The organism is Stenotrophomonas sp. STEN014 (assembly GCF_056760315.1).
This window is the reverse complement of the sequence record NZ_JBRREN010000001.1, coordinates 458,585-484,813: the sequence shown is the minus strand read 5'-3', so window position 1 is coordinate 484,813 and position 26,229 is coordinate 458,585. Positions and strand designations below refer to the sequence as shown.

25 protein-coding genes are annotated in these 26,229 nt (G+C 66.9%); 11 read left to right on the top strand and 14 right to left on the bottom strand.

Annotated elements, in window-relative coordinates; genetic code table 11:
• Nucleotides 1–112: 112 nt before the first annotated feature.
• Genes ACVOMC_RS01985 through ACVOMC_RS01975 form a run of 3 tightly spaced genes read left to right on the top strand, consistent with a single transcriptional unit; the run spans nt 113 to nt 2,925 of the window.
• Nucleotides 113–1,657, top strand: coding sequence for a GGDEF domain-containing protein (locus ACVOMC_RS01985; protein WP_481522641.1), 1,545 nt, complete (start codon nt 113–115; stop codon nt 1,655–1,657).
• A gap of 55 nt (nt 1,658–1,712) precedes the next feature.
• A complete protein-coding gene (locus ACVOMC_RS01980) occupies nt 1,713–2,252 on the top strand; it encodes an RNA polymerase sigma factor (protein ID WP_481522640.1) in 540 nt (179 codons plus the stop codon).
• 10 nt (nt 2,253–2,262) lie between these two features.
• Entirely contained in the window at nt 2,263–2,925 is a 663-nt protein-coding gene (locus ACVOMC_RS01975) for a hypothetical protein (protein WP_481522639.1), read from the top strand.
• A gap of 145 nt (nt 2,926–3,070) precedes the next feature.
• Here the strand turns inward: ACVOMC_RS01975 and ACVOMC_RS01970 are convergent, their stop codons facing one another.
• Nucleotides 3,071–3,982, bottom strand: a complete 912-nt coding sequence (locus ACVOMC_RS01970) for a DUF808 domain-containing protein (protein WP_481522638.1) — start codon at nt 3,980–3,982, stop codon at nt 3,071–3,073.
• Between the two features lie 179 nt (nt 3,983–4,161).
• Here ACVOMC_RS01970 and ACVOMC_RS01965 point away from each other — a divergent pair, with 179 nt between their 5' ends.
• Entirely contained in the window at nt 4,162–5,814 is a 1,653-nt protein-coding gene (locus tag ACVOMC_RS01965) for an ABC1 kinase family protein (protein ID WP_083468518.1), read from the top strand.
• 189 nt (nt 5,815–6,003) lie between these two features.
• On the top strand, nt 6,004–8,106 hold the full coding sequence (locus ACVOMC_RS01960; RefSeq protein WP_481522637.1) for a phosphoglycerol transferase I: 2,103 nt from the start codon (nt 6,004–6,006) through the stop codon (nt 8,104–8,106).
• Between the two features lie 23 nt (nt 8,107–8,129).
• Here the strand turns inward: ACVOMC_RS01960 and ACVOMC_RS01955 are convergent, their stop codons facing one another.
• Nucleotides 8,130–10,514 (bottom strand): DUF3772 domain-containing protein, encoded by a 2,385-nt coding sequence (locus tag ACVOMC_RS01955; RefSeq protein ID WP_481522719.1) that lies wholly within the window; start codon nt 10,512–10,514, stop codon nt 8,130–8,132.
• A gap of 521 nt (nt 10,515–11,035) precedes the next feature.
• Here ACVOMC_RS01955 and ACVOMC_RS01950 point away from each other — a divergent pair.
• From ACVOMC_RS01950 to ACVOMC_RS01940, 3 genes are all read left to right on the top strand, one after another.
• Entirely contained in the window at nt 11,036–11,530 is a 495-nt protein-coding gene (locus tag ACVOMC_RS01950; RefSeq protein ID WP_481522636.1) for a lipocalin family protein, read from the top strand.
• Nucleotides 11,531–11,572: 42 nt separating this feature from the next.
• Nucleotides 11,573–12,784 (top strand): NAD(P)/FAD-dependent oxidoreductase, encoded by a 1,212-nt coding sequence (locus ACVOMC_RS01945; protein WP_481522635.1) that lies wholly within the window; start codon nt 11,573–11,575, stop codon nt 12,782–12,784.
• 105 nt (nt 12,785–12,889) lie between these two features.
• Nucleotides 12,890–13,327 carry a hypothetical protein gene (locus ACVOMC_RS01940; protein WP_481522634.1) on the top strand — a complete coding sequence of 146 codons (438 nt, stop codon included), beginning with the start codon at nt 12,890–12,892 and terminating at the stop codon, nt 13,325–13,327.
• Nucleotides 13,328–13,343: 16 nt separating this feature from the next.
• Here ACVOMC_RS01940 and ACVOMC_RS01935 read toward each other — a convergent pair whose 3' ends face one another.
• Nucleotides 13,344–13,667, bottom strand: coding sequence for a DUF6122 family protein (locus ACVOMC_RS01935; RefSeq protein ID WP_054659197.1), 324 nt, complete (start codon nt 13,665–13,667; stop codon nt 13,344–13,346).
• A gap of 187 nt (nt 13,668–13,854) precedes the next feature.
• On the opposite strand from ACVOMC_RS01935, the gene ACVOMC_RS01930 reads away from it, so the two are divergent.
• Nucleotides 13,855–14,328 carry a YehS family protein gene (locus tag ACVOMC_RS01930; RefSeq protein ID WP_481522633.1) on the top strand — a complete coding sequence of 158 codons (474 nt, stop codon included), beginning with the start codon at nt 13,855–13,857 and terminating at the stop codon, nt 14,326–14,328.
• 94 nt (nt 14,329–14,422) lie between these two features.
• On the opposite strand, the gene ACVOMC_RS01925 is transcribed toward ACVOMC_RS01930, so the two are convergent.
• From ACVOMC_RS01925 to ACVOMC_RS01915, 3 genes are all read right to left on the bottom strand, one after another.
• Nucleotides 14,423–14,995: an OmpO family porin gene (locus ACVOMC_RS01925; RefSeq protein WP_057506070.1), complete on the bottom strand. Its 573-nt coding sequence runs from the start codon at nt 14,993–14,995 to the stop codon at nt 14,423–14,425.
• A gap of 204 nt (nt 14,996–15,199) precedes the next feature.
• Nucleotides 15,200–15,658 (bottom strand): Cu(I)-responsive transcriptional regulator, encoded by a 459-nt coding sequence (cueR, locus tag ACVOMC_RS01920; protein WP_481522632.1) that lies wholly within the window; start codon nt 15,656–15,658, stop codon nt 15,200–15,202.
• A 23-nt stretch (nt 15,659–15,681) separates the two neighbouring features.
• Nucleotides 15,682–18,165, bottom strand: a complete 2,484-nt coding sequence (locus ACVOMC_RS01915; protein ID WP_481522631.1) for a heavy metal translocating P-type ATPase — start codon at nt 18,163–18,165, stop codon at nt 15,682–15,684.
• Between the two features lie 135 nt (nt 18,166–18,300).
• Here ACVOMC_RS01915 and ACVOMC_RS01910 point away from each other — a divergent pair, with 135 nt between their 5' ends.
• Entirely contained in the window at nt 18,301–18,498 is a 198-nt protein-coding gene (locus ACVOMC_RS01910) for a heavy-metal-associated domain-containing protein (RefSeq protein WP_481522630.1), read from the top strand.
• Nucleotides 18,499–18,573: 75 nt separating this feature from the next.
• On the opposite strand, the gene ACVOMC_RS01905 is transcribed toward ACVOMC_RS01910, so the two are convergent.
• Entirely contained in the window at nt 18,574–18,999 is a 426-nt protein-coding gene (locus tag ACVOMC_RS01905; RefSeq protein WP_481522629.1) for a hypothetical protein, read from the bottom strand.
• Between the two features lie 141 nt (nt 19,000–19,140).
• Here ACVOMC_RS01905 and ACVOMC_RS01900 point away from each other — a divergent pair, with 141 nt between their 5' ends.
• Complete coding sequence (locus ACVOMC_RS01900) at nt 19,141–19,530, top strand: DUF6165 family protein (RefSeq protein ID WP_481522628.1); 390 nt, start codon at nt 19,141–19,143, stop codon at nt 19,528–19,530.
• 72 nt (nt 19,531–19,602) lie between these two features.
• Here ACVOMC_RS01900 and ACVOMC_RS01895 read toward each other — a convergent pair whose 3' ends face one another.
• The 7 genes from ACVOMC_RS01895 to ACVOMC_RS01865 form a co-directional block, all read right to left on the bottom strand.
• A complete protein-coding gene (locus tag ACVOMC_RS01895) occupies nt 19,603–20,619 on the bottom strand; it encodes a hypothetical protein (RefSeq protein ID WP_481522627.1) in 1,017 nt (338 codons plus the stop codon).
• 29 nt (nt 20,620–20,648) lie between these two features.
• Nucleotides 20,649–21,557, bottom strand: coding sequence for a c-type cytochrome (locus ACVOMC_RS01890; RefSeq protein WP_481522626.1), 909 nt, complete (start codon nt 21,555–21,557; stop codon nt 20,649–20,651).
• Nucleotides 21,554–22,900: a c-type cytochrome gene (locus tag ACVOMC_RS01885; protein WP_481522625.1), complete on the bottom strand. Its 1,347-nt coding sequence runs from the start codon at nt 22,898–22,900 to the stop codon at nt 21,554–21,556. Before ACVOMC_RS01885 ends, ACVOMC_RS01890 begins: the two co-directional genes overlap by 4 nt.
• Nucleotides 22,901–23,186: 286 nt before the next feature.
• Complete coding sequence (locus ACVOMC_RS01880; RefSeq protein ID WP_157722938.1) at nt 23,187–23,333, bottom strand: hypothetical protein; 147 nt, start codon at nt 23,331–23,333, stop codon at nt 23,187–23,189.
• Nucleotides 23,334–23,492: 159 nt separating this feature from the next.
• Nucleotides 23,493–24,698: a TFIIB-type zinc ribbon-containing protein gene (locus ACVOMC_RS01875; protein ID WP_481522624.1), complete on the bottom strand. Its 1,206-nt coding sequence runs from the start codon at nt 24,696–24,698 to the stop codon at nt 23,493–23,495.
• Nucleotides 24,695–25,771 (bottom strand): SPFH domain-containing protein, encoded by a 1,077-nt coding sequence (locus ACVOMC_RS01870; protein WP_481522623.1) that lies wholly within the window; start codon nt 25,769–25,771, stop codon nt 24,695–24,697. The genes ACVOMC_RS01875 and ACVOMC_RS01870 overlap by 4 nt, the downstream gene beginning before the upstream one ends.
• A gap of 86 nt (nt 25,772–25,857) precedes the next feature.
• On the bottom strand, nt 25,858–26,148 hold the full coding sequence (locus ACVOMC_RS01865) for a hypothetical protein (RefSeq protein WP_054660358.1): 291 nt from the start codon (nt 26,146–26,148) through the stop codon (nt 25,858–25,860).
• Nucleotides 26,149–26,229: the final 81 nt, after the last annotated feature.

Sequence of the window (26,229 nt, the reverse complement as noted above, 5' to 3'; positions counted from 1 at the left end):
GTTACCTCCCGTGATCGCTTGCCGTTCAAGCAGGCCCCCACCTTGCCGATAATGGGGGTTGCTTACCACCTTCCCGGCGCCAGCGCGCCCGCTTCCTGCCCGGACTCCCGCAATGGCCGACAGCACCGAGACTCCCCTTCCCCGCGGCGCCGGGCTGGGACGCATCCTGTCACGCCGGCAGGCGGCAAGCGCCGAACCGGCGGTGAACAGTCCACGGCCGGCCGAGGGCGCCCAGGGCATGGCGCAGCTGCAGCTGCTGTTCGCCGCCGCCCGCGAGCCCGAAGCGCTGCTGCACGCCTTCGCCCAGGGCATGGCCACGCTGCCCGGCGAGCTGGGCGACATGGGCCAGCGCCTGCACAGCGCCCAGGCCGAGCGCGACTGGGAGCGCTATGGCCGCCTGCTGCGGCAACTGATCGACAAGTACATCCGCACGGTCGAACTGGACACCCCGCCATCGGCGAACGGCGATGCCGCCAAGCTGCGCGACCTGCTGCGCAACACCCTGGATGCGGTGCTGGCCGGCTTGCTGGTACAGGCGCCGGAACTGCAGCAGCACACCGAACGGATGGGTGCCGAACTGCGCCACTGGCAGCCGGGCCAGTCGCTGGCGCCGGTGGAGCAGCAGCTGCGCGAGCTGTGCCACCAGGTCGGCGTGCGCAGCGAAGGGCTGCAGGAACAGCACGACCTGCTGCTGAACCTGTTCGATCTGCTGCTGGAAAACATCGCCGAACTGCTCGAGGGCGGCAGCTGGTTGCAGGGGCAGATCAGCGCGGTGCGCCAGTTGCTGGGCGGCCCGCTGGATCGCAGCTCGCTGGAGCACACCCGCAACGACCTGCGGGAGGTGATCTACCGCCAGGGCCTGCTCAAGCAGGGCATCGACGCCTCCAAGACGGCGATGAAGGAGTTGATGATCGATTTCGTCCAGCAGGTGGACGGCATGGCCACCGATACCGGCGATTACCACGACCGTCTGGCCAGTTACGCCATCTCGGTCCGCCAGGCACGCAGCATCGCCGATCTGAGCCAGCTGCTGCAGGACGTGCTGCAGGACACCGCGCGCGTGCAGGCGCAGGCGCTGCGCGCGCGCGACCACCTGGCCAATGCCCGGGCCGAGGCGGTCGCCGCCGAGCAGCGGGTGCTGCAACTGGAACGTGAACTGGAAGAAGTCGGCAGTCAGCTGCGGACCGATCCCCTGACCGGGGCACTCAACCGGCGTGGCCTGGAAGAAGTGCTGGGCGGGGAACTGCGCGCCGGCACCACGCCGCTGAGCGTGGCGATGCTGGACCTGGACCACTTCGGCCAGACCAACGCGACCCACGGCCATGCCGGCGGCGATCAGGCGCTGCGGCACCTGGTGGCGGTGATCCAGCATCGGTTGCGCGGCCGCGATCATATCGCCCGTCTGGGCGGCGACGAGTTCGTGCTGGTGCTGCCCGAGCTGGGCCGCGGGGCCGCGTTGGAAACGGTGCAACAGCTGCAGACCGCACTGGTCCAGCGGCCATTCCTGCATGAGGACCAGCGCGTGCAGGTCCGTTTCAGTGCCGGCGTCGCCAGCGCGGTGGCCGGGGAAACGGCCGATGCGCTGCTGCAGCGCGCCGACCGTGCCCTGTATGCCGCCAAGCGCGGCGGCCGCAACCTGGCGATCCTGGCCGACTGAGCGGCAAGTTGGAAAAGGCTGTGATATTTCCTGCGCTGGTGCGAATCATCAGGGCATGGACACCATCATGATGGCCGGGACGAGCGAGGATCTGCAGCAGCGCTTCGCCGCGCTGCTGGCACAGCATCAGGGCATCGTGCTCAAGGTCGCCCGCGCCTATTGCCATGACAGCGAGGAGCGCAGGGACCTGCTCCAGGAGATCAGCATCCAGGCCTGGCGCGCGTTCCCCGCCTTCGCCCCGGAGCGCGCGCAATTCAGCACCTGGCTGTACCGCATCGCGCTGAATGTGGCGATCTCGCAATTGCGCCACCAGCGCCTGCGCCTGCATCACCACCGCGATGTCGATGCCGCGCGCATCGATGACCTCGCCGCGGTGGCCGACAGCGCCGAGGATGCGGCCAGTCTGGCCCAACTCAATGCACTGATCCGCAGCCTGCCGGCCCTGGACCGCGCCTTGCTGCTGTTGCACCTGGACGACTGCAGCCACCGCCAGATCAGCGAGGTGCTGGGCCTCAGTCCGGGCAATATCGCCACCCGCCTGCACCGCTTGCGCCAGCAACTGCGCCAGAGGCTCAACCCATCCCCCGACCGCTGAGGACACGCGCATGGAACTGGACGATCTCAAATCCGCCTGGGCGCAGCAGACCCGGCGTCTGGACCAGATCGAAGCGCGGGCGCTGGAGGCCTGGCGTGAGCCGCGTCGCCGCGACGTGCGCAAACGCCTGCGGGGATTCAGCGCGTTGCAGCTGCTGTGGCTGGCGGTATGGATCGTGGTCACCGCACTGGCCGCCCGCTTCTGGATCGAGCATCGGCAGGTGCCGCACCTGCTGCTGACCGGACTGGTCTTGCACGGCTACGGCATCGCCGCGATCTGGGTGTCGATCACCCGCGCGTTGCTGGCCGCGCGCCTGCAGTACACCCAGGCACCGGTATTGCAGCAGCTCACCCGGCTGGCGCAGCTGCGCCGCTTCACCGCCCTCACCGAGCTGGCGCTGGGGCTGCCGTGGGCCTGTCTGTGGCTGCTGGCCACGCAGTGGCTGTGCGTGCAGTGGCTGGGGTTGGATCTGTATGCGATGGCGCCGCGCTGGTTCATCGCCACGCTGGGGGCAGGTCTGGTCACGGCAGTGGCCGGCAGCGTCCTTGCGCACCGGGCGCTGCACCGGGTGCCCGCCTCCCATTGGCTGCACCGCGGATTCGAGGCTCTGTCCGGGCAATCACTGGCCCGCGCCCAGCAGGAACTGCGCGAGCTGCAGGACCCGCTGCGCTAGCCCCATTCCGTGCATAGCCTGTCCCAGGCCGGGCTTCGTCCTGTTTGGCGAAGCCGTGGTTCAGGGGACACGTCGGTGCTGATCGCGCCCACCGGTGTCGCAGGGCGCGGGCCGGCACCGGTACCCATCACGCCATCATTCGTGCTCAGTGCGCCGGCTTGCCGCCGCCGCGCAGCCGCTGGAACAGCGTCACCGCCACCAGCACCAGCGCGCCGACGCTGATGCCCACCACCACGCTGCCCAGCGCGTTGGCCAGCCATTGCAGATGCGCCGGCGCCAACCCGGTCACGAAGTGGTGCAGTGCCGGAATCGCATGCACCAGGATGCCGCCGCCCACCAGGAACATCGCCGCGGTACCGGCGATGGACAGACCGCGCATCAGCCACGGTGTGGCATACAACAGCCCGCGTCCGAACGCGGCCAGCGTGCGGCCCTTGTCCAGCAGCCACATGCCCAGATCATCGAGTTTGACGATGCCGGCCACCAGGCCGTAGACGAATACGGTCATCGCCAGCGCGATCACCACCAGCGTGGTCACCTGCTGGCCGAACGGGGCAGTGGCCACCACCCCCAGCGACAGCACGATGATTTCGGCCGAGAGAATGAAGTCGGTGCGCACCGCCCCCTTGATCTTGTCCTTCTCCCAGGCCACCACGTCGGTCTTCTCGTCGGCCAGCGCTCGGGTCAGCTCGGCCTTGTGCGCGTCGTCCTCGTCCTTGGAGTGCAGGAACTTGTGCGCCAGTTTCTCCACGCCCTCAAAGCACAGGAAGGCGCCACCGATCATCATCAAGGGCGTGATCGCCCACGGCAGCCAGGCGCTGATGGCCAGCGCCGCCGGTACTAGGATCGCCTTGTTGACCAGCGAGCCCCTGGCCACGGCCCACACCACCGGCAACTCGCGGTTGGCGCTCACGCCGGTCACCTGCTGCGCGTTGAGCGCCAGATCGTCCCCCAGCACGCCGGCGGTCTTCTTGGCCGCCACCTTGGTCAACAGGGAAACGTCATCGAGCAGTGTGGCGATATCGTCGAGCAGGGCAAACAGGCTGGCTCCAGCCATGGGCACACCGTAGGAATGGGACAGGCGGCGATTTTCACCTATTCAGCGCCTGCCGCGCGTGAGGCCGTGCGTGTTCACCCCTCTACCACCCGGCGCCGGCCACACTGGCCCTCCCTTCTGCCCGGAACGCCTCCTTGACCGAGCCATCCAGCGATACCACCGCGACCACTATCGGCGGCATGAGCCGACGCCAACAGATCGTGCGCCTGCTGGTGCGCTACCGGAACTCGGGGGTGTTTTCCGGCCTCCAGCTTGATGGCGAACTGCCGCGTCTGGACCGGATTCCCGCCACCGACAACCCCACCCAGTTCGTGGCCGATCTGGAGGCGCTCGGCACCACCTTCGTCAAACTCGGGCAGGTGCTGTCCACGCGACCGGACATGATTCCGGCCGAGTATGTGACCGCCTTGGAGCGCATGCAGGAAAAAGTGGCGCCGATTCCGGCCGAACAGATCCGCGCGATCATCGAGGAAGACCTCGGCGCGCCGGTGGCCAAGCTGTTTGTCTGGTTCGACCCGGAACCGCTGGGCTGCGCTTCCATCGCCCAGGTGCATCGCGCCGAACTGCGTGATGGCCGCCAGGTGGCGGTGAAAGTGCAAAAGCCCGACGTGGCCGCGCAGCTGCGTTCGGATCTGTCGGTGTTGCGCAGCTTTGCCACCGCCGCCGACCACCTCACCCGGGTCGGCCGCAAGGTGCGCTTTTCCGACTGGCTGGACGAGTTCGCCAAAACTTTGCGCATGGAGCTGGACTACGAAACCGAAGCGGCCAATCTGGCCCGCTTCGGCCAGCATCTGGCGCCCTATCCGGAGCTGACGGTTCCACAGCCGGTGTGGGACCTGTGCAGCCGCCGGGTGCTGACCATGGAGCTGGTGCAGGGCGTGCGGGTGGATGCCATTCCACAGGTCCGGCGCACCGAGCAGTCGATGGAGCCGCTGGCCGCGGCGCTGATCCGCGGCTACCTGGACCAGATCTTCGTCCATGGCGAGATCCACGCCGATCCGCATCCGGGCAATCTGCGCGTCACCCCCGAGGGACAACTGGCCATCTTCGATCTGGGCATGGTGGCGCATGTGCCGCCGCGGCTGCGCGAGCGCCTGCTCAAACTGCTGTTTGCCGCCATCGACGGCCGTGGCGAGGAAGTGGCCGATGAGATCATCAGCATCAGTACCCGGCTGGAGGATTACGACGAGGAGCGCTACCTGCGCGAGACCGGGCAGATGATCGCCCGCTACGCCGCCAATGGCACCATGTCCGAAGGCCATGTGGTGCTGGAAGTGGTACGCATCGCCACCGCCAGCAACCTGCGCACCCCACCGGAACTGACCCTGCTGGGCAAAGCGCTGCTGAATCTGGAAGGCGTGTGCCGCGTGCTCGCGCCGGCGATGAACACCCGTGGTGTGGTCGAAAAGCAGCTGCAGCATGTGATGCGCGCGCGCCTGAAAAAGTCGCTGTCGGTGGCCAATCTGGCCAGCGAGGCGATGGAGATGCAGCAGCTGCTGCGCAACGGGCCGCGGCGCCTGACCGACATCCTCAGCCTGGTCGCCGAGAACCGGCTGCAGATGAAGGTGACCGGGCTGGAAGAATCGCGGCTGATGGAGAACATCCAGAAGGTCGCCAACCGCATCGCCGCGGCCCTGATCACCGCCGCGCTGCTGCTGTCCTCGGTGCTGTTGATGCGGGTTCCCACGCGCGTGACGCTGTTCGGCTATCCGGCCTTCGCGATCCTGCTGTTCCTGGTGGCGGTGGTGATCGGTCTGGGGCTGATCCTCAGCGCCCTGCTGTTCGACCGGCGCACGCGGGCCCGTGCGCACGAGGAACGCGGACATCGCTGAGCCGGAATGACGCCGCCACCGCCACGCTCATGGCGCGGCGGCACGGCAAACTGTTGCGCCGGAAAAAACATTCCAGTCAGGTTCGCGCAGGCACTCTGCTGACATCCCTCCGTCACATGCATGACACCGCATGATGGCAGGGAGCCTGCGGCCGCGGCCGTTGCCCTGTTCCATTCTCCACCTGACCGCATGCATTGGATCATCTGGCTCTATCTGGCAACACTTGTCGTCCTGCTGTTGTTGTCACCCACCGGACGGCGCCTCAAGGCGGGACTGCTGTCAGTGCTGTTGCTGGCCTTGAGCAGCTGGTGGCTGATCGATCGGCTCAGTGGCGATGGCATCAACTCCGCCACGCTCTATCACCTGCGCAGCGATATGGAAGGTGCCGGTGTGGGGGATTTCGGCGCGTACATCGCCGGCTTCCTTGCCCTGGTACTGCTGTCGCTGACACCGCTGCTGTTGATGCGGATCAAACGCTTCCAGCGGAGGCGCGGCGGCGGGGCCGTGTTGGCCGGATTCATCGCGCTGGTGATCGCCACGATGGCAAGCAGCCCGCTCTACACGGATGCGCGACGCATCTACCAGCAGATGCAACCGGTCGACTACAGCAGTGTCGCGCCCGAATACGTGGTGCCATCCCGGCCTTTGGCACGCACCCCGAATATCGTCTGGATCTATGGCGAAAGCCTGGAGCGCACCTATCTGGATGAGGCGGTGTTTCCCGGACTGATGCCCAACCTCCGGCGCCTCGCCGGCCAGGGGCTGGACGTGCGCGATATCGCCTCGGCCGACGGCAGCGGCTGGACCATCGCCGGGCTGGTGTCTTCGATGTGTGGGGTGCCGCTGACCACCGCACAGGGTGATGAGAACAGCATGGGCCGCATGGCCAGCTTCCTGCCCGAGGCGTTCTGTCTGGGCGACTATCTCAAGCAGCAGGGGTACCGCAACCATTACCTGGGGGGCGCCAACGGCCAGTTCGCGGCCAAAGCCGATTTCCTGTCCACGCATGGCTTCGACGAGGTGCGGGACCTGGCTTGGTTCCAGCAACAGGATATCGCCCAAAAGCATTTCTCCAACTGGGGCGTGCATGACGATGTGCTGCTCGATCACGCGTTCGAGCGCTTCATGGAGCTCTCACGCAACGGCCAGCCGTTCATGCTCACCGCACTGACCATGGACACCCATCATCCGGCCGGCCATCTGCCGGTGGCCTGCAGGAACCTGCGCTACCGCAGCGCGCTGGGCGATATCGGCCTGCTCCATGCCCTCCAGTGCAGCGACCGGCTGATTTCGCGGCTGGTCGATCGCATCCGCGCCAGCGCCTTTGCCGGGAATACGCTGGTGATCATCGCCTCCGACCACCTGGCCATGCCCAACCACCTGAGCCATGTGCTGGAGAAGCAGACCCGCGAGAACCTGCTGTTGTTCCTCGGCCCGGATATCGCCCCGCGCCAGCTGCACAGCGATGCCGGCACCACACTGGATTCGGGCGCCACCTTGCTGCAGCTGATCGATCCGGCGATCGACGCGATCGGCTTCGGGCGTTCGCTGGTCGCGCCACAGCGCGCGCCCAGCGCCAGTGTCGCAGCCTTGCACGGCGATGGCGACAGCTACACCCGCTACCGCGCGTTCGCCCGCTCGCTGTGGCTGGGTGAACAGAACCGCATGCTGCGTCTGCAGGACGACCACGTGCAGGTCGGCGTGCAGAACGTACAGCCACCGGTACTGCTCGAGTACGACCGCAAGTGGGAGTTGAAGTCGGTGTATCTGGAGAACACCTCGCGCAAGTTCGACGAAGCCGATCCCGAGCACCGGCTGGCCTACGTGGACCGCTGCACCGCGTTCGAGGACGGCTCGGCCGAGGGCCACTGGTGCGCGCTGCTGGTGGACAGCGACCAGGGCATGCGCCTGTACCGCGACGGCCAGTTGCGCCGCGGTATCGCTGTGGATGCCCCGCTGCAACCGTTCCAGGGCCCGCGCCCGAGCGTGCGCCAGTCACGCATGATCAGCCGCCAGCCGCAGCGCACCGGACCGGGCCGGTACGTGCTGGAGATCTATGCCGCGCAGCGCCCGCAACGCGCGTTCTGGGTCGAGGCGGTGTCATCGCAGCGCAAGGTGGTGGTCGCCCAGCAATGGGTGCAGGCCGACAGCGACGGGCGCATCCGCATGCCGCTGGGACTGGATCACGCCATCGACGATCTGGAGATCCGCGCCTGGCTCAGCCATGCCGAAACCCTGGCGGTGGACGACTACGCGCTGGTGCGCACGCCGGCGCAGCGGACCCGTTCCTGATCTGCGGCGGTCACCGCGCCGCCTCAGGTCGGCGCCGGTGCCGACGGATCGCGTACCAGATGGATATCGGTGGGGGTGACCAGCGCGATGCCCTGCGCCGCCACTTGCTGCAACAGCTCGAACAGCAGCTCACTGCGGGTGCCGTAGACATTGCGCGAGGAGGGCACGTAGGCAAAGCTGTTGATCGCCACCTGGCCACCGCTGATCGAATCGATGAACACCGACGGTTCCGGATGCTCCAGCACGGTCTCGTTGGCCGCATAGATGCCGAGCAGCAGCGCGCGCAACCGGCCCATATCGGTGCCCAGCGGCACCGAGAACTGGATCTGGATCCGCCCCAGTGCATTGGCCGTGGTCATGTTGCGGATGGTCTTGGTGATCAATTCGGAGTTGGGCACGATCAGCGTGGAGCGGTCACCCACCTGGATCTCGGTCGAACGCACCGAGATGCGGCGGATGTCCCCCTCCTGGTCGCCGATCTTCACCCAGTCGCCGATCTTCACCGGCCGCTCGGCCAGCAGGATCAGCCCGGACACGAAGTTCTGGGTGATCGCCTGCAGACCGAAACCGATACCCACCGACAGCGCGCTGGCCAGCAACGCGAGCTTCTCGAAGCCGATACCCAGCGTCGCCAGCGACCACAGTACCGCCAGCACGATGCCCAGATAGCGGGCGACGGTGCTGATCGAGTTGCGCGCCCCAAGATCCAGTTCGGTCTTGGGCAGATAGGTATCCACCAGCCAGCGCTGCACCACCTGCATCAGCGCCAGCGCCAGCACCAGCACCCCGATCGCCCACAGCACCGAGGACGGCCGCAGCAGGTTGTCGCCGATCCGGATTCCACCGGCCAGCGTCTCCAGCCAGCCATACAGGGCGCTGACATTGCCGAACGGAGCGATGAACGCGGTGATACCCAGCATCACCACGGCAATCCGCAAGATCGCCGACAGCAGCACGCCGGCCTGCTCCAGGCGGCCGGGCGGCAGACCGGTGGACAGACGCAGCATGCGTCCCAGCGCACTGCCCGGTGCCAGCAGCCACAGCGCGAAGTCATCGGCAAAGCGCAGCAGCAAGGTGGTCGCCAGCACGACGACCGTGCCCCATACCATCTGCTGGGCGGTGAACATGGCGAAGTTGAGATAGCCCAGCAAGGTCGCCACCAGCGCCGCGCCGATGCTCAGATAACCGCCCAGACGCGCCACCACCAGCCAGCCGCTGCGCGGCGCACTCGGCGCGCGCCCACTGCCGGCATCCTCCTGCTCGACCCTGGCCGCCTCTGCCGCCCGGCGCCGGTGCAGCGCAGCCAGGGTCACCAGCATCGACATGATCAGCACCACATAGGTCAACGCGATCAGGCCATCGAGCGTCACCGTGCCTACCTGCGAGGTCCGCGCCGCGGCGTTCACCGCCCGCAGCAGCATCGTCAGCCAGGTCAAGCCTGCCGCCGCCCACGCGAAGCGGCGCAGGCGCAAGGCGGCCAGGTCATCGATATCCAGCAGCCGCCACGACGGCCGCTTGGGCACCAGCAGACAGGCAGCAAGCGCGCCGATGAAGGCGGCCACCAGGGTTGCCAGTGAAAACTGCTCGGCGACGCGCTCCAGCCGCGGTGCGATGGCTGAAATCTCCTGCAGCCCCGCCACCATCGCCAGACTCGCCAGCCACGGCATCAGCGTACCTACCAGCAGCAGCCACACCGCCAGTCCGGTACGCCGCAGACGCCCTACCGGCGCCCGCTCGGAGGCGGCATAGCGGCGCCCCAGATGCCGCAGCCACAGCCGCAGCGGAAACAGCAGCACCAGCGCCACCGCCGCGCCTACCAACGGTGCCGCCCAGCCATGCCGGGCCGTGGCCTGGCGCATGCCGTTGCCGGCCTGCCGGTACAGCGACTGGAAGCGCCCCACATCGTCCGGCAGCTGCGCGAAGAACTGGCGCCACAATGCCGGCGACAGCGGCGAGCCGACCTTGCGCCCGAGCTGTTCGCCGAACTGCTGGGCCCGCATCTTCTCGATCGCGTCGCCCAGTTGCCGGGCATCCTCGGCCAACAGTTTTCCCCGCTTGATAGCGGCATCGATCTGGTCGCGCTGGCGCTCCAGCGCCTTGCGCTGGCGGGCGATATCGGCCACTTCGCCCCCTTCCGGCGCCGGCCCGAGCTGTTCGATACGCGCGTCCAGCTGGGCCAGCTCCGGCGCCAGTGCCTGCACGCTGCTCTCGGCCTCGCGCTGGGCCTGGGCGGCCTGCTCGGACAGGGTCTTGAGGGTTTCCGGCGCGTCGGCATCATCCATGGCGTGCTGCGTCGAGGCGAACAGCTTGCCGGCCTGTTCGATCCGCAGCTGCGGGGTCAGCCCGGCGCTGGTCGCGGCTTGCGGCGCGGCGCGTGCCGGCTCGACCGACAGCCCTGTTCCCACCATCAAAATGACAAACAGCACGACGCGCAGCGGCTGTAGAACGCATTGAGCAAGCAAGGCAAAAGCACCGGATCGCGCGGAACACCGCGCCTGCTGCGGACTATAGATCAGCCAGCATCCAGATCATGCGAACCGTCGCGACACGCAGCACGGCGGACGCAACCGCGCCAGGTGAGGGCGGTTGCGTCCGGGAATGCGGGGAGAGCTTCCACAGTGGGCTGATCGTGGGCATAGGCTGCCCTGGGCTCGCAGCCCTGAGAGTCCGGCCGCGGACCGGCACCCGCAAACAGCGGACTTCGCCGTCGAGCAGCGCAGTCACCTGCTTGCAGCGCGCGCGTGACGCGCCCACTGGTCAAGCAGCGGTCTATGTGAGCGGAGTAACGTCAGGCGGAGCAAAAGTGATTCAGGTCACGGTCTGCCTGGAGCAACCGGCAATCCGCGCGGCCGCCGCGCACAACCCGTTCACCGCGCTCGGGCTATAGCGTTGCCTCCCGGAACTTGCGATCACCAAGGAGACGCTATCCATGACCGAGCATTCGCCCCTGCCTACCGTGCCCTCGCTGGAGCTGCAGCGCTATCTGGGCACCTGGTATGAAATCGATCGTCTGCCGATGCGGCATGAGCCGGAAGACGCCACCGATGTCAGCGCGCACTACTCGCTCAATGAAGATGGCAGCGTACGGGTGCAAAACCGCTGCCTGCACAACGGTGAGCTGGAAGAATCCATCGGCCGGGCCACGCCGGTGGATGCCTCCAACAGCAAACTGGAAGTCAGCTTCCTGCCCGAGGGCCTGCGCTGGATTCCCTTCACCAAAGGCGACTACTGGGTGATCGCACTGGCTCCGGACTACACCACGGCGATGGTGGGCAGCCCGGACCGCAAATACCTGTGGCTGCTGGCCCGGCAACCGGATATGGACGCGACCATCCGCGAGCACTACCTGGCACGGGCACGCCAACTGGGCTTCGATATCGAGCCGCTGATCCATACCCCGCACACCGGCCACCGCACGGCCTGAACCGGCACCACTGAACCTCTACAGGCGAGGAACACGACGACGATGGATCTTAAAAGCGGCTATCCGTTCTGGGCCATCCGCAACGGATTGATGCGGGCCTTCCCGCAGCTGGAGCAGTCGCTGCGCTGCGATGTGCTGGTGATCGGCGGCGGTATCAGCGGCGCCCTGATCGCCGACGAGCTGGGCCGGCATGGCCATGATGTGGCCGTGGTGGAGCAACGTGATATCGGCTGGGGCTCCACCGCGGCCAGCACGGCGCTGTTGCAGTACGAAATCGATACGCCGCTGCGGGTACTGGCCAAACACTACGGCGAAGAACAGGCGGTGCTGGCCTACCAGGCCTGTGCCGAGGCCATCCCCGGATTGCAGCAGGTCGCCGCGCGGCTGCGCGGCACGGATTTCCAGCACCGCTCCAGCCTGTACTACGCCAGCCGTAGGCGCGATGTGCCCGCGCTGATCGACGAGTTCGAACTGCGCCGCCGCCACGGCTTTGCGGTGCGCTGGCTGGATACGGCGCGAATCCAGAAGCGCTATGGTTTCGCCGCACCGGGCGCCATTGTCAGCGAGCTGGCCGCCAGCGTGGATCCGTACCGGATGACCTACCACCTGCTGGCCGAGCTGCGACGTCGCGGCGGACAGGTCTATGACCGCACCTGCATCACCGCGCTGGAGCCCTCCGCGCGCCAGGTGCAGGCACGGACCCAGCAGGGCGTCACCATCACCTGCAAACACGTGGTGATGGCCGCCGGCTACGCCAGCGAGGCGTGGCTGGACCAGCGGGTCGCGCGCAACCGCAGCAGCTACGCCTTCGTCACCGATCCGCTGCCGGTCGCGGCGCTGGGGCCGTTGCGCGCAACGATGCTGTGGGAAACCGCGCGGCCCTACCTGTACCTGCGCAGCACCGCCGATCACCGTCTGCTGGTCGGCGGTGAAGATGACGCGGTGGACATCCCCGCGCGTCGCGACGCCCGTGTCGACCGCAAGGCCCACACGCTGGCGGACAAAGTCACTGCGCTGTTTCCGCACCTCCCGCTGGTACCGGCCTTCGCCTGGGCCGGTACATTCGCCGAAACCCGCGACGGGCTGCCGTTCTTCGGCACGCATCCGCAGTGGGGGCCACGGGTGCAGTTCGCCCTGGCCTATGGCGGCAACGGCATCACCTATTCGATGATCGGCGCCGGCCTGATCCGCGCGGCCATCGAGCGGCGCCAGCACCGGCTGGCTGCGCTGTTTTCCTTCCAGCGCCTGGAGTGAGCGCCGCGGGCAGGCGGAAACGACAGGCATCATTCAAGCCATATCTGCTAGTTTTGCACCAGCGGCATCACTGACGATGCCGCGTGCTCCGGAGCGGTACCCGCCATGATCCGAACCTCCCTTATCCTTGCCCTGTTGCTGCTGCCCGCTGCCGCGGTGGCGCAGAACGATGCGGTCACCCCGGGGGCGCTGGATCTGAGCGTTCCTCAGGCGCCGTTGCGGTATCTCGGTGATCCGGCCTACCAGTCCGATGCACCAGGCACGTTCTACGGCGATCACAGCGGTCGCAGCCTGTCCAGAAACCAGCCCGCCGCCGAGGCTGTCGACGACAAGCTGCAGGTGCATGGCGCGATCAGCACCGGCATCGGCTATTCCAAGCAGACCGGCAACAGCCACTGGAGCGCAGTGGATCTGAACCTGGGCAAGAACTACACCAACGACGAGGGCAAGACCCGTCGGGTGGACCTCAACATCCACCTCAGCAAGGGGGAAGGCATCGGGCCGTACGGTTATGGCCCGGGCCCCTGGTACGGCGGCTGGTAAGCCTCCCGGGACCGGCTCAGCTGCTGCAGCGCATCCACATGCAGTCGATGGCATCGAGCGCGATGTGCAGCACCAGGCCGATGCCGAACAGACGCGTGCGTTGGGGCACCACCAGCCCGGCATACAAGGCGATCGCCGGCGCGGTATGCAGCGGGTGGAAGCCGACACTGCACCGGTCCGGCACGTAGACAGGATCGGCCAGCAGGTGATCCAGGTCGATCACCCAGCCCAGCAGCATCACCAGCCACGCCTTGCCGAACTGCGGGCGCCAGAACAGCCACGCCAGCAGCGCCGGCACCGCCGCATGCAGGCACAGGTGGATGATCGCGCGCAGGCTCACCGGCTGCCCCGGCGGAGCGTCATCTGTGGCTTCCCCGGCGGAGCGGTGGACGCGTAAGGAACGGCAGGTATGAGGCGCATGCGCGGCGGGCTGTCTGAACGGGCACCAATTGTAGGCCGGGGCCGCAGGGTGCGGCGTTACACTATGCCCCCGCAGGCAGTTCCGCCGCGGTGGTGACGGAGTGGCAATGATCAACAACGACGTACTGCGCAGCATCCGCTACATGCTCGATCTCAGCGACGGCATGGTGGTGGATACGATCCTGCTGGCCGATCCCGCCTTCAGCGTGGATCCTTCGCAGGTGCATGATTTCCTGCGCAAGGAAGACGAGCCGCTGTTCGTGGCCTGCCCGGACGCCGTGCTGTCGCGCTTCCTCGATGGCCTGATCTACCACTTCCGCGGCCGCGACGACTCGCAGCCTGCCCGCCCGCCGGAAAAGCGCATCACCAACAACGTGGTCCTCAAGAAGCTGCGCGTGGCCTTCGAGCTGAAGGATGTCGATATGCACGATGTCTTCGAGAGCGCCGGTTTTCCGGTGTCCAAGCCGGAGCTGTCGGCGCTGTTCCGCCAGCCCGACCACAAGAACTACCGCGAATGCGGCGACCAGATGCTGCGCAATTTCCTCAAGGGCCTGACCCTGCGCCTGCGCGGCAACCGCTGAGTCACCAGCACCGTGGCGGGCAGTTGCCCCACCGTTGCACAAAGAAAAAGCCCGGCAATGCCGGGCTTTTCTGTCTGGGCAACCGCTCAGCCGGTTACCAGCTGAAGCGCGGGCCGATCGACCATTCCTTGTCGCCTTCGCCGTTCATCTTGAGGTCGCCATTGATGCCCCAGTTCTGGTTCAACTTCACCTGGCCACCGAGACGGCCGTAGAACTCGCCTTCCGGGTTGATGCCGTGCTTCTTGGTGTAGTCCTCGTAACCGGCCATCGCATAGACCTCGGCGTGGGCACCGAACGCGGTGCGGATACCGGCCTCGGCGCTGTAGCCGTTGAAGTCCAGGCCCTGCTTCGGGTCGAACTTGTTGTAGGCCACGCGGCCGACGAAGTCGGTGCTGTTGCCGATTTCGCGGTTGTAGCCGACACCGACGCGCCACTGGTCGGTCTTGGCGTCGGTGAGGTCGGCCTTCTGCTGGTTGTATTCACCGAAGGCATGGACGTGCGGAATGAATTCATAGGAACCCTTCACGCCCCAGCCGTCGGCCTTGCCGGCGTCCGCGTCGGTCTTGACGTAATCGGCCTGCGCATAATTGTAGGACAGGCCGTCGGCGGCCGAGGCGGCGAACGGAGCGGCGGCAAGCAGCGCCAGGGCAATCAGCGAATTCTTCATGGGTACAACCTCTGGATTACTAACTAGATGGCACAGCAGCCAGCGCGACTGCTTGCGTCCGGTTGTAAGTTTTCCGTTAGCCACCCCAACGCATCCTGAAATCGGCATGCGCGAGAAGCGCTGTTTTTAGGCGTTTATTCAGGCCTTTTCTGGCACGCGTGGCGCGTGTAGCGCAATTGGCCGGATTCAAGCGAGCACGGCGATCTACGTGTGCTTGCGCTTGCCCGCAGCGGCCTGGCCGAAGGTTGTCGGCGTCGCCGGACCGTGTAGCGGCACGCCGGTTTCGATGTCGCGCAGGATCGGGCAATCCGGGCGGCCATCGCCGGCGCAGCAATCCACCAGCGCCTGCACCGTCTGCACCATCTCCTGCAGCTGGTCGATGCGCTCGCGCAGCACCTGGATGTGTTCGCTGGCCATGCGTTTGACGTCGGCGCTGTGGCGCGAGTGGTCCTTCCACAGCGCCAGCAGTTCGCCGATACGCTCCACGCTGAAGCCCATGTCGCGCGAACGCTTGATGAAGCCCAGCGTGTGGATGTCGCGCGCGCTGTAGAGGCGGTAGCCGGCATCGGTACGCGCCACCGGCCCGATCAGGCCGCTGTCCTCGTAGTAGCGGATCATCTTGGCCGAGATGCCGGTGGCCCTGGCGGCCTGGCCGATGTTCATGCCCACTTCCATCATCGTCTCCGTCAACCCTGTGGCGGCTGGAAGCGCTTCAGGCGCAACGCATTGCCCAGCACGAACACCGACGACAGCGCCATCGCGCCGGCGGCGAACACCGGCGAGAGCAGCACGCCCCACAGTGGATACAGCACGCCGGCGGCCACCGGAATCAGCGCGGTGTTGTAGGCGAACGCCCAGAACAGGTTCTGGCCGATATTGCCCATCGTCGCCTTGCTCAGGGCGATGGCGTTGGGCACGCCCTGCAGGCTGCCGGACATCAGCACCACATCGGCCGCCTCGATCGCCACGTCGGTACCGGTGCCGATCGCCATGCCGACATCGGCCGCGGCCAGTGCCGGCGCATCGTTGATACCGTCACCGACATAGGCCAGATGGCCATGCGTGGCCTTCAGCCGCTGCACCGCCTCGACCTTGCCTTCGGGCAGCACTTCGGCAACCACCTTGTCGATGCCCAGCTGGCGGGCGATGGCCTCGCCGGTACGGCGGTTGTCGCCGGTGATCATCACCACCTTCAAGCCCAGCGCGTGCAGCGCGGCAATGGCGGCGCGGGTGTCGTGCTTGATCGGGTCGGACACGGCGATGATCGCTGCCAGCACACCATCGATGGCCGCGTACAGCGGGGTCTTGCCCTCCTCGCCCAGCCGCCGCGCGGCATCGGCGAACAGCGCCACGTCCAGGCCGAGCTTGTGCATGAAACGGTCCGCGCCGACTTCCACGCGCACGCCGTCCACCTCGGCCCGCACGCCGAAACCGGTCACCGATTCGAAGGCGCTGATCGCAGGCAGCGTCAGCCCGTCCTGCTGCGCGGCGCTGACGATGGCGCGGGCGATCGGGTGTTCGGAGCGGTCTTCCACCGCCGCCACCCTGGCCAGCACTCCGGCGCGGTCAAAGCCGTCGGCCAGCTGCAGGTCGGTCAACAGCGGGCGACCTTCGGTCAGCGTGCCGGTCTTGTCCACCGCCACCACCTGCGCCTGCTTGAGCAGCTGCAGCGCTTCGCCCTTGCGGAACAGCACGCCCAGCTCGGCGCCACGGCCGGTACCGACCATGATCGAGGTCGGCGTGGCCAGGCCCATCGCACACGGACAGGCGATGATCAGCACCGCCACCGCGTTGACCAGACCGAAGGTCAGCGCCGGCTCCGGGCCGAACAGCAGCCACACCGCGAAGGTCAGTACCGCCAGTGCCATCACGATCGGCACGAACCACAGCGTGATGCGGTCCACCAGGGTCTGGATCGGCAGTTTGGCGCTCTGCGCCTGTTCGACCAGGCGGATGATCTGCGCCAGCACTGTGGCACCGCCCACCGCGGTGGCGCGCACGCCCAGCGTGCCGGTCTGGTTGACGGTACCGCCGATGACGCTGCTGCCCGGCGCCTTCTGCACCGGCACCGGCTCGCCGCTGATCATCGATTCATCGACATAGCTGTCGCCGTCGATCACCTGCCCGTCCACGGCGATCCGCTCACCCGGACGCACGTCGATCACATCGCCACTGGCGATCTGCTCCAGCGGCAGTTCCACCACACCGCCGTCGCGGCGCACGCGTGCGGTCCTGGCCTGCAGCTTGAGCAGGCGCTTGATCGCCTCGGAAGTGCGGCCCTTGGCCTTGGCTTCGAGCATGCGCCCGAGCAGGATCAGCGTCACGATCACCGCCGCGGCTTCGTAGTAGACGTTGACCGTGCCGGCCGGCAGCAAGCGCGGGGCGAAGGTCGCCACCAGCGAGAAGCCGTACGCGGCCAGCGTGCCGACCGCGACCAGCGAATTCATGTCCGGTGCGGCGCGCAGCAGCGCCGGGATACCCTTGAGATAGAAGCGGCGACCCGGCAACAGCAACACCAGCGTGGTCAGCGCGCACTGCAGCAGCCAGCTGTTCTGCGTGCCCAGCGTGCTGGCGATGACATGATGGAACGCCGGCAGCAGATGCCCGCCCATCTCCAGCGCGAACACCGGCAGGGTCAGCGCCGCGGCCAGCCACAGATCGCGCTTGAGCACGCGCAGCTCCTCGGCGTGACGCTGCGCCTGGGCATCCTCGCCGCTGCCGGCCGGGTCCAGCACGCGGGCGCTGTAGCCGGCCTTGGCGATGGCGGCCAGCAGCGCCTGGACCGGCGCATCGCCCTGCACCCGCGCGCGCTCGGTGGCCAGATTGACGCTGGCCGACTGCACGCCGGGGACCGCCTGCAGCGCGCGCTCCACCCGGCCCACGCACGAAGCGCAGGTCATGCCCTCGATCATCAGCTCCACCGGGGCCGGCGCGCTGACCTCGTAGCCGGCCTTGCGTATCGCCTGCACCAGCGCCTGCCGCGCAACACTGCCATCGGTCCGCACGCTGGCGCGCTCGGTGGCGAGGTTGACGCTGGCCGACTGCACGCCGGGCAGCGCGCTCAGCACGCGTTCCACCCGGCCCACGCACGAGGCACAGGTCATGCCTTCGATCAACAGTTCTTCCGAATGTTGTGCCGGATGCGGGGTGCCCGGATCGACCTTGCTCATCATCGGCTCATCTCCACCTGCCTACTGTTGAGGGCACCTTAAAGCTTCCCACGATGGCAGGGTCAAGCCTTATCCGGTGCTTGACCTTGCCACACTGGCAAGCCCCACCATGCCCCCACCCAGTGGAGATTCCCGATGAAACTGCATATCGACAGCATGACCTGCGGCGGCTGCGCCCGCAGCGTGACCGCAACCGTCAAGGACGTGGACCCGGCTGCCACCATCGACATCGATCTGGCCGGCAAGACCGTGCAGATCCAGTCCAGCCACCCGGTGACCGATTTCATCGAGGCGCTGGACGCGGCCGGCTTCCCGCCGGCACAGCAGGACTGACCCGCCCCGGTGGATCAGGGCTGAACCGGCGCCGGAGCCCCTCTTCAGGTCCGGCGCAAGGGACATGCGCGCACTTCAGCGCGCCACGCGCCGCCATACCTCGCGCTCGACCCGGCGCTCACCGTCCCAGCGTTCCAGCGTCCACACATCGCCTTCCAGCGTGTAACGGAACTCGTAGCGGCCACCGCTCTCCAGCGGATAGGACGCCATCAGCGGGGTTTCCACGTAGCGCCCGCCCTCGGTGGTATAGGTACCCGAACCGCCAGCCCAGAACTTTCCGTCACTGGTGGTGGTGAAGGCGAAGCGGCCGTCGGCCAGCAGCTTGGTGCCGGCGAGCTTCTGGCTGGCGTAGTCCACCACCGCACCCTCTTTGTTGACGGATTCACCCGATTGCAGCTGCCACGCGCCCTGCAGTGCGGGCGCATCGCTCGCGGCAGCAGTGGCGAGGCAGGCCAGACCGCCCAACAGCACGGCGGCGGCGAGGGAACGCGGTGACAACATCGGCAACTCCACGGTAGGGGCGGGCCCGCATTGTGCGCGGCCGCACGCAGGCGCGACCACTACCGGAACATCGGCAACCTTTCCGGGGCGACGGCGACCGGCGGTATCATGGCCCCCATCTTCTGAAGTGGCAGCGGCAACGTGCAGACCCTCCTGACCCCGGTATCGATCGGCGAACTGATCGACAAGATCACCATCCTGGAAATCAAGGCCGAGCGCATCACCGATGCGGCCAAGCTGGCCAACGTGCGCACCGAACTGGATGGCCTGTGGCCGCTGTGGCTGGAACAGCAGCGCGCGCGCACCGAGCTGTCGCCGCTGAAGGACCAGCTCAAAGCGATCAACGAGCGCATGTGGGACATCCAGGACCGGCTGCGCGACAAAGAAGCGGCGCAGGACTTCGGCGCCGGGTTCATCGCCCTGGCCCGCGGTGTCTATGGCACCAATGGCGAGCGCGTGGCGGTCAAGAACCAGATCAACCGGGTGGCCGGTTCGGCGCTGGTGGAAGAGAAGCAGTACCAGGGCGAGTAAGCCGACGCTGCCGAAAGCAGAAGGCCAGCGTCAAAACGCTGGCCTTTCGCGTTTCACCACCGCTGATCGGGCTCAGAATGCGAGCTGCGCCCACACGCCCACTTCGTCGCTTTCCATCGCCTTCTGCTTCGAAGCCTGCTCCACGCGCTTGCCAACCGCGGCCAGCCGCAGGTGCTTGTTCGGCTTCCACTCCACGCCCAGCTGGTGATAGCGCTCGCGGGTGATCGGATCGATATCCAGGCTCATGCGGGTTTCGTCATAGCGGGCGAACACGCCGTACTGCGGGGTGAACTGGTAGCTGCTCCACGCCGACCAGCCGCGCTGGTCATCGCTGCCGGGTTTGGTGATGCGGGTCCAGTCCTCGGCACGGAAGTACTGCGCACCGGCGCGGCCGCGCACGCCCACCCAGCTGGCCATCGCGTTCCAGCGCTGCGCGGTGTGCACATGCGGCTTGCTTCCGGCATCCTGCGCGCGCGTGCCGCGGTAGCCACCGGCGGCCAGTTCCACGCCCTTGAGCGGGGTCCAGCCTGCCCGCACTTCCACATCGGCACGGTTGCCCAGCCGCGGCTTCTGGAAGCCGCCCCCGGTCACCACCGAGGCCGCGTACACCAGCGGCCCATTGCTGTACTGGCCATGCACACCGTAGTCGGCCGGCGCGCCCATCTTGGTGCGCGCGATCAGCCCGGCGTCCACATACCGGAACCCTTCGCGCGCGGACTCCTGCGCGATCCACGGCGTCGGCGCATTGCCCAGCCGCAGCCAGCTGCCCTTGCCGAAACTGCGCTGCAGGTAGGCATGGCGCACCCAGACATCGGTCGGATCGCTGTTGCGGTTCCACTGCACATCGGTGGTGATCTGCGCCGACCAGCGCGCGTTGAACCGATGGTCCAGCGTCACGAAGGTGCGCTTGAGGTCGATCGCCAGTCCTTCATCGGCGGTATCCACGCCATCGCGGTCCAGCTGGCTGGCGTTGACGAAGATCTGCGTGGACAGCTTCGTGTCCGGGCCGCTGTCCTGCGCCAGCGCAGCCAGTGGCGCGCAGCCGGCCGCGATGGCCATTGCGAGGACTCCGCGGGAAACAATCTGCATTCCTGTACTCCTGGTTGCCAACAGCTCTATCAGTAACGTGCGTCTTCGGGTTTCTTGTCGCGCGGCCAGTCGTTGACCTTGCCTGCAAAATCCGGCCGCGGCTGCTTGATGAAATACTCGGCCACATCGATCGCATCCTGGTCGGGCAGCACCGTCTGTCCGAACGGCGGCTCGTAGGTCACCGCCAGCGGCATGTTGTGCTTGACGAACGCCGCCGCCTTGCTCAATCGCGCCATGCCGGCGCCGATGTTGAACGACTCCTCGCCCCACAGCGGCGGGAAGAGGTAGTCGCCGGAGGCGTCCTTCATGCCCTCGCCGTTGTTGCCATGGCAGGAGGCGCATTGCGCGGCGTAGATCTTTTCACCGCGTACCGGATCGGGCCGCAGCGACATGTCGATCGGTCCTTCGGTCTTGCCCGACACCTTCGCGCCCTTGGCCATGCCGCGGCCCAGCCAGTGCATGTAGGCGAGCATGCCCTGCATCTCGGCCGATTCCACCGCCAGCTTCCTGCCGTTCATCGAGCGCACGAAGCAGCCGTTGATGCGCTCGGCCAGATCGATGGCCTTGCCCGGTCGCGGCATGTAGCGCGGGTAGTTGCCGCCGGTATTGAGGTAGTGGTTGCGCAGCGGCTCGCGGCCGTTGGCCATATGGCAGGAGTTGCAGTTCAGGCCGTTGCCGACGTTGTCCGGCAGCAGTCGTGCGGTTTCATTGAGCAGGCGCCGGCCCAGCATCACCTGCGCGGCGTTGGACAGCCCGGCGATCTCCTGCACGCTGGGCGCCAGATGATGGCCCAGCAGCTTGCCATCCTTGTCCAGCACCTCCATCGGCACCGGCTCGGGCGCATCCAGCTCCGGCTGCGTGTAGGCGTGCCAGGCCCAGGCGCCGGCGGCACCGGCCAGCAGCAGGGCGGCAGCGGCCGCCATCCATGACTTGTTCATTGCGCGGCCTCCTCGGGCACGTAGTGCACGGGCTTGTGCGCGATCACCCGCCGCATGCGGGCGATGTCGTTGGCCGTCACCTCGCTGGCATGGTTGCCCCAGCTGTTGCGGATGAAGCTCAGGATGTCGGCCAGCTCGACGTTGGGCACATGGGCGAAACCGGGCATGGTGAACGCCATGCGGTCATGCGCGGTCTGCGGTGTACGGCCACCGGCCAGGGTCACCTGGATCAGCGAGCTGGGATCATCGGAGAACACGATCGAGTTGCCGGCCAGCGCCGGGTAGACGCGCGGCGCGCCCTTGCCGTCGGCGCGGTGACAGGCCTGGCAGTGCTCCGAATAGCCCAGCGCACCGGGCTGGCGGTAGTCGCCGGCGCGCAGCTGCGCGGTGGTGGTGTCGGCGCGCGGCGTCCACTGCGGCGCACGTTCGGCACGCGCCGGCAGCTGCTTGAGGTAGTGCGCCATCGCCTGCAGATCTTCGGCACTCATGTGCTGGGTGCTGTGCTGGACCACATCGGCCATGCCACCGAAGGCCGCGGTGCGGTCGGTACGGCCCGTGCGCAGGAACTCGACGATCTCGGCCTCGCTCCACGTCGCCAGCCCGATATCCTCATCGCGCAGGCTCTTGGCATACCAGCCTTCGAGCACCGAGCCGGACAGGAACTGGCCGCTGCCGTCCTCGCCCAGCGCCTTCTCCTGGAACGCCAGCCCGCGCGGGGTATGGCAGGCCCCGCAATGGGCCAAGCCCTCCACCAGATAGGCGCCACGCTGCGCACTGGCATCCAGTGCAGGATCAACCCGGTGCTCGCGCGGACGGGCGAACATCAGCTGCCACCACGACAGCGGCCAGCGCATGCTTGCCGGCCACGGAATCGTGGTCGCGGCGTTGGCCTGCGCCACCGGCGCCACGCTGGACATGAAGTAGGCATACAGCGCCTTGATCTCCTCATCGGAGCTGATCATGTAGGACACATACGGCATCGCCGGATACAGCGGCTGGCCATCGGCGCGGATGCCACGGCGCACCGCCCGTTCGAAATCCGCGTAGTCGTAGCCCCCGATACCGGTGGCCTTGTCCGGGGTGATGTTGGTCGAATAGAGGGTGCCCATCGGCGTCTGCATGCCCAGCCCGCCGGCAAACGCCTTGCCGCCGGGAGCGGTGTGGCAGGCGGCGCAATCGGCCACGCGCGAGAGGTATTCACCGCGCTGGATCAGCGCGCGATCGTGGATATCGACCTCGGCCACCTGCCGCGGTGCGAACCAGTGTGGCGTGGAGCGGGCGACACCGTAGGCAACCGCCATCCCCGACACCACCACCAACACCAGCTTCGTGAGTTTCTTCATTCGACCTGCCTTACCGGGAGCGCGGCCATTCTCCCGAGGCCGTCTGTGCGGGGGCATGATCCAGATCAATCACCGCCGCGCGTCTGCCGCACCGCAACGCGCAAAACGTGCAAAGGCAAGGGCGTTGCGGCATTCCACCCGGACGGCGCAGGATCCAACCGCCAGCATAGGCAAAGCCGGAACATCGCCGGACTGAAGGCTGGCCTGCGGCGTTGCACCGGTACCGGAGGGTACGTGGTGCAGAAAAAAGGCCAGGCAATGCCTGGCCCATCGGTTGTGCCTGGTGTCAGGCGATTGCGTGATGCTGGAGCAGCGTGGCCACGTCCAGACGTACGGTTTTGATCGACAGGCACTGCGGACACACCCGCTCAAGCACCTTGATCGCGGGCTCGTACACCGCGTTGCATTTCCTGCACTGGATCCATCCAGTCATGTCGGCTTGCATAAGCCTCCCTTGTTGCTGTTACCACAAGCCCATCAGATGGGGGCCGCTCCAGCGGTTTTAAAGGGGGCGACCACCAGATGCCCGCAGCGGCACCGGGACCACGTCCGGTCGCTGCCGCAGCCAGCCTCATCCCGGCAACCGGCAGGCCTAGAGATTTCCCAGCACATACAGCAATGCCATCACCGCCAGCGCAGCGGTCACCGCCGCGAAGAAGATCTTCCACGCACTGTAAGGACGCTCACCGGCAATCTCGCCGGTGTAGCCGTTGGCCAGTACCTGGTAGCTGCGCGCGCCATAGGTGTAGCTGACCAGCCACACCGGCACCAGGATGTGTTTGAAGGTGCGGGCGCTGTAATCGGCCTGTACCTGCAGATTGCGGTGTGTATCACCGGGTACCTGCTCGGCGCACAGCGCTTCTGTCTGCGCCTGCATCTGCGCCACGTTCTGTTGCGCGGCCTGGCGCAGATCGACCTGGTAACGCTCCACCGTCCAGCCACGCACGAACTCGGGCGAATAGGCCTTCAGATCGGTGGTGGTCGGAAAGCGGCCGATCTTGTGCAGCAGCGCCATATGCACCCCGACCGTACCCGGCACCAGCTCGTCATCGAAGAAATGCCGAAGCGAGCCCGCCGCCGGTTCCCAGCGCGTGCGTTGCTCCTGTCGGGTCCGGGTATTGCCGTTGGAGTCGCGGTAACTCACCGTCACGTAATAGTGGTAGCCGGCCTCGGCCGTCCAGCGCGCGGACACCTGCGCATCGAACGTCCAGTACGGCAGGTACACGCCCTTGAGCGTATCGGTCAACGCCGCACGCTTGAGCCGGTTCGGCGCGAACCAGCGCGTGCCGTACCACTTGCGGATGCCATCACGGACCTGCCCGTCGCTGATCTTGAACGGCAGCAGGCTCTGCGGGGTGATCGCATCGCCCAGCGACTGGTGATCGATGATCGAGGGCGAGCCGCAGAACTCGCAGCGGTCGGCCACCTTGCCGGCGACAAATACCGAGATCGCATGGCAGCTCTGGCACTGCACTTCGCGTGACTGCGCGCCATAGCCGCGTTGCGCGGCAGGCGTGGCCGCCATGCTCTGCAGCAGGCCCAGCACACCGCCCGGGCGTGCCTGCTCCGCCGGCAGCGGTGGAGGCTGCGTGCGCTCGGCCGCCTGCAGCCGCGCCAGCGCCTGCATCAGGTCCTGTTCGACCACACCGGCACTGCCATCGCCCACACCGTCGGCGGCCTGCGCCAGCGGCACCAAGGTGCCGCAGTACGGACAGGCCAGCGCCTGCTTGCCGGCATTCCATTGCAGATCCCCGCCGCATTCGGGACAGGGATGTTTGCCAACCGTTGCGTTGTTCATCCGCCGCGCAGGAACTCTTCCAGTGCCGACCGGGCGATGCGGGTGGCAGTGCCGATCTTTCGCGCTTTCAGTTCACCGGTGGCGATGGCCGCCATCACGTCCTCCACCGACACCGACAAGGTCTGCGCGGCCTGCTCGGGGGTGAGTACGTCCAACACCGGTGCTTCCGTGCTGGCGGCCGGCAGCGGCGGCGGTACCGCTGCAGCGGCCGGTGCGGTGCCCTGCATGCCGCGCATCATTTCCTGCGCCATGCCAAAGCCCATCGCCATCTGCGCCGGCACCGCGGCGGCAGCGGCCCCTTCACCGCCCTCGCCCATGCCGTGGCCCATCTGGTATTTGACGTAGTCGTTGAGGTTGCCGATCACGCCCATGCTCGAGCGCTTGTCGATGGCCTGTTCCACTTCCGGCGGCACCGACACGTTCTCCAGCACGAAGCTGGTGATCTCGATGCCGTACTTGCCGGACATGGCCGGATTGATGATCGGCAGCAGCGCCTCGCCCAGTTCGGAATAGCGCTGCGCCACATCCAGCGCCGGCACACCGGCCCTGGCCAGTGCCTCGGTGAACACGCTGACGATGCGCGAACGCATGGTGTCGGCGAATTCGTCCAGACGGAAATTCTGGTCGGTACCCGCCACCTCCTTGAGGAACTTCGGCGGATCGATGATGCGGAAATCGTAGGTGCCGAACGCACGCAGACGCACCACGCCGAAATCGGCGTCGCGCATCATCACCGGGTTGGCGGTGCCCCACTTGTTGCCGGTGAACAGGCGCGTATTGAGGTAATAGACATCGCACTTGAACGGCGCCTCGAAGCCGTACTTCCAGCCCAGAAGGGTGGACAGCACCGGGATGTTCGCCGTGCTCAGCGTGTGCTTGCCGGGACCGAACAGGTCGGCGTACTGGCCGGCGGCGACAAACTGCACCATCTGCGATTCGCGCACGATCAGCTGCGCGCCGTTCTTGATCTGGCGGTCCTCGTCCGGCCAGCGGTAGGACAGCGTGTCACGCGAGTCATCGGTCCACTCGATGATCTCGATCAGCTCTTTCTTGATGAAGCCCAGAATGCTCATACCGCCTCCCGAATCGTCTGAGGGCCGATTCTAAGACGGAACGAGCAGAGCCGGCGCAGGGTCGCCGGCCCCGGGTACCCGTGCAATCAGGCGCGCAGTGCCGCCAGCAGGGTGTCGATATTGCGCCGGTTCTTGCCCCAGTCCAGGCATTGCGTGGCCAGGATGCAGGTGCTGCGGAATACCGCGTGGCCCGGTGCCAGGGTGATGGCCACGGTTTCACCGAACGAGAAAAGATTCAGCCCGACCTTGGCGATCACGGTGCTGCCGTGGCGGCGGATATCCTGCCAGCCGGCCTTGCGCATGGCCGCTTCCACGGCTTCGACAGTATGTGCACCGGGCAGGATGTGTTCGTGAAACGCGGGAAATGCGAACGTCATCAGAGGGCTCCTTCCGCAGACATGATCCATTCATATACCCAGCGTTGCCGCCAATGGCAAGCGCGTCCCCGGGGCGCCGCG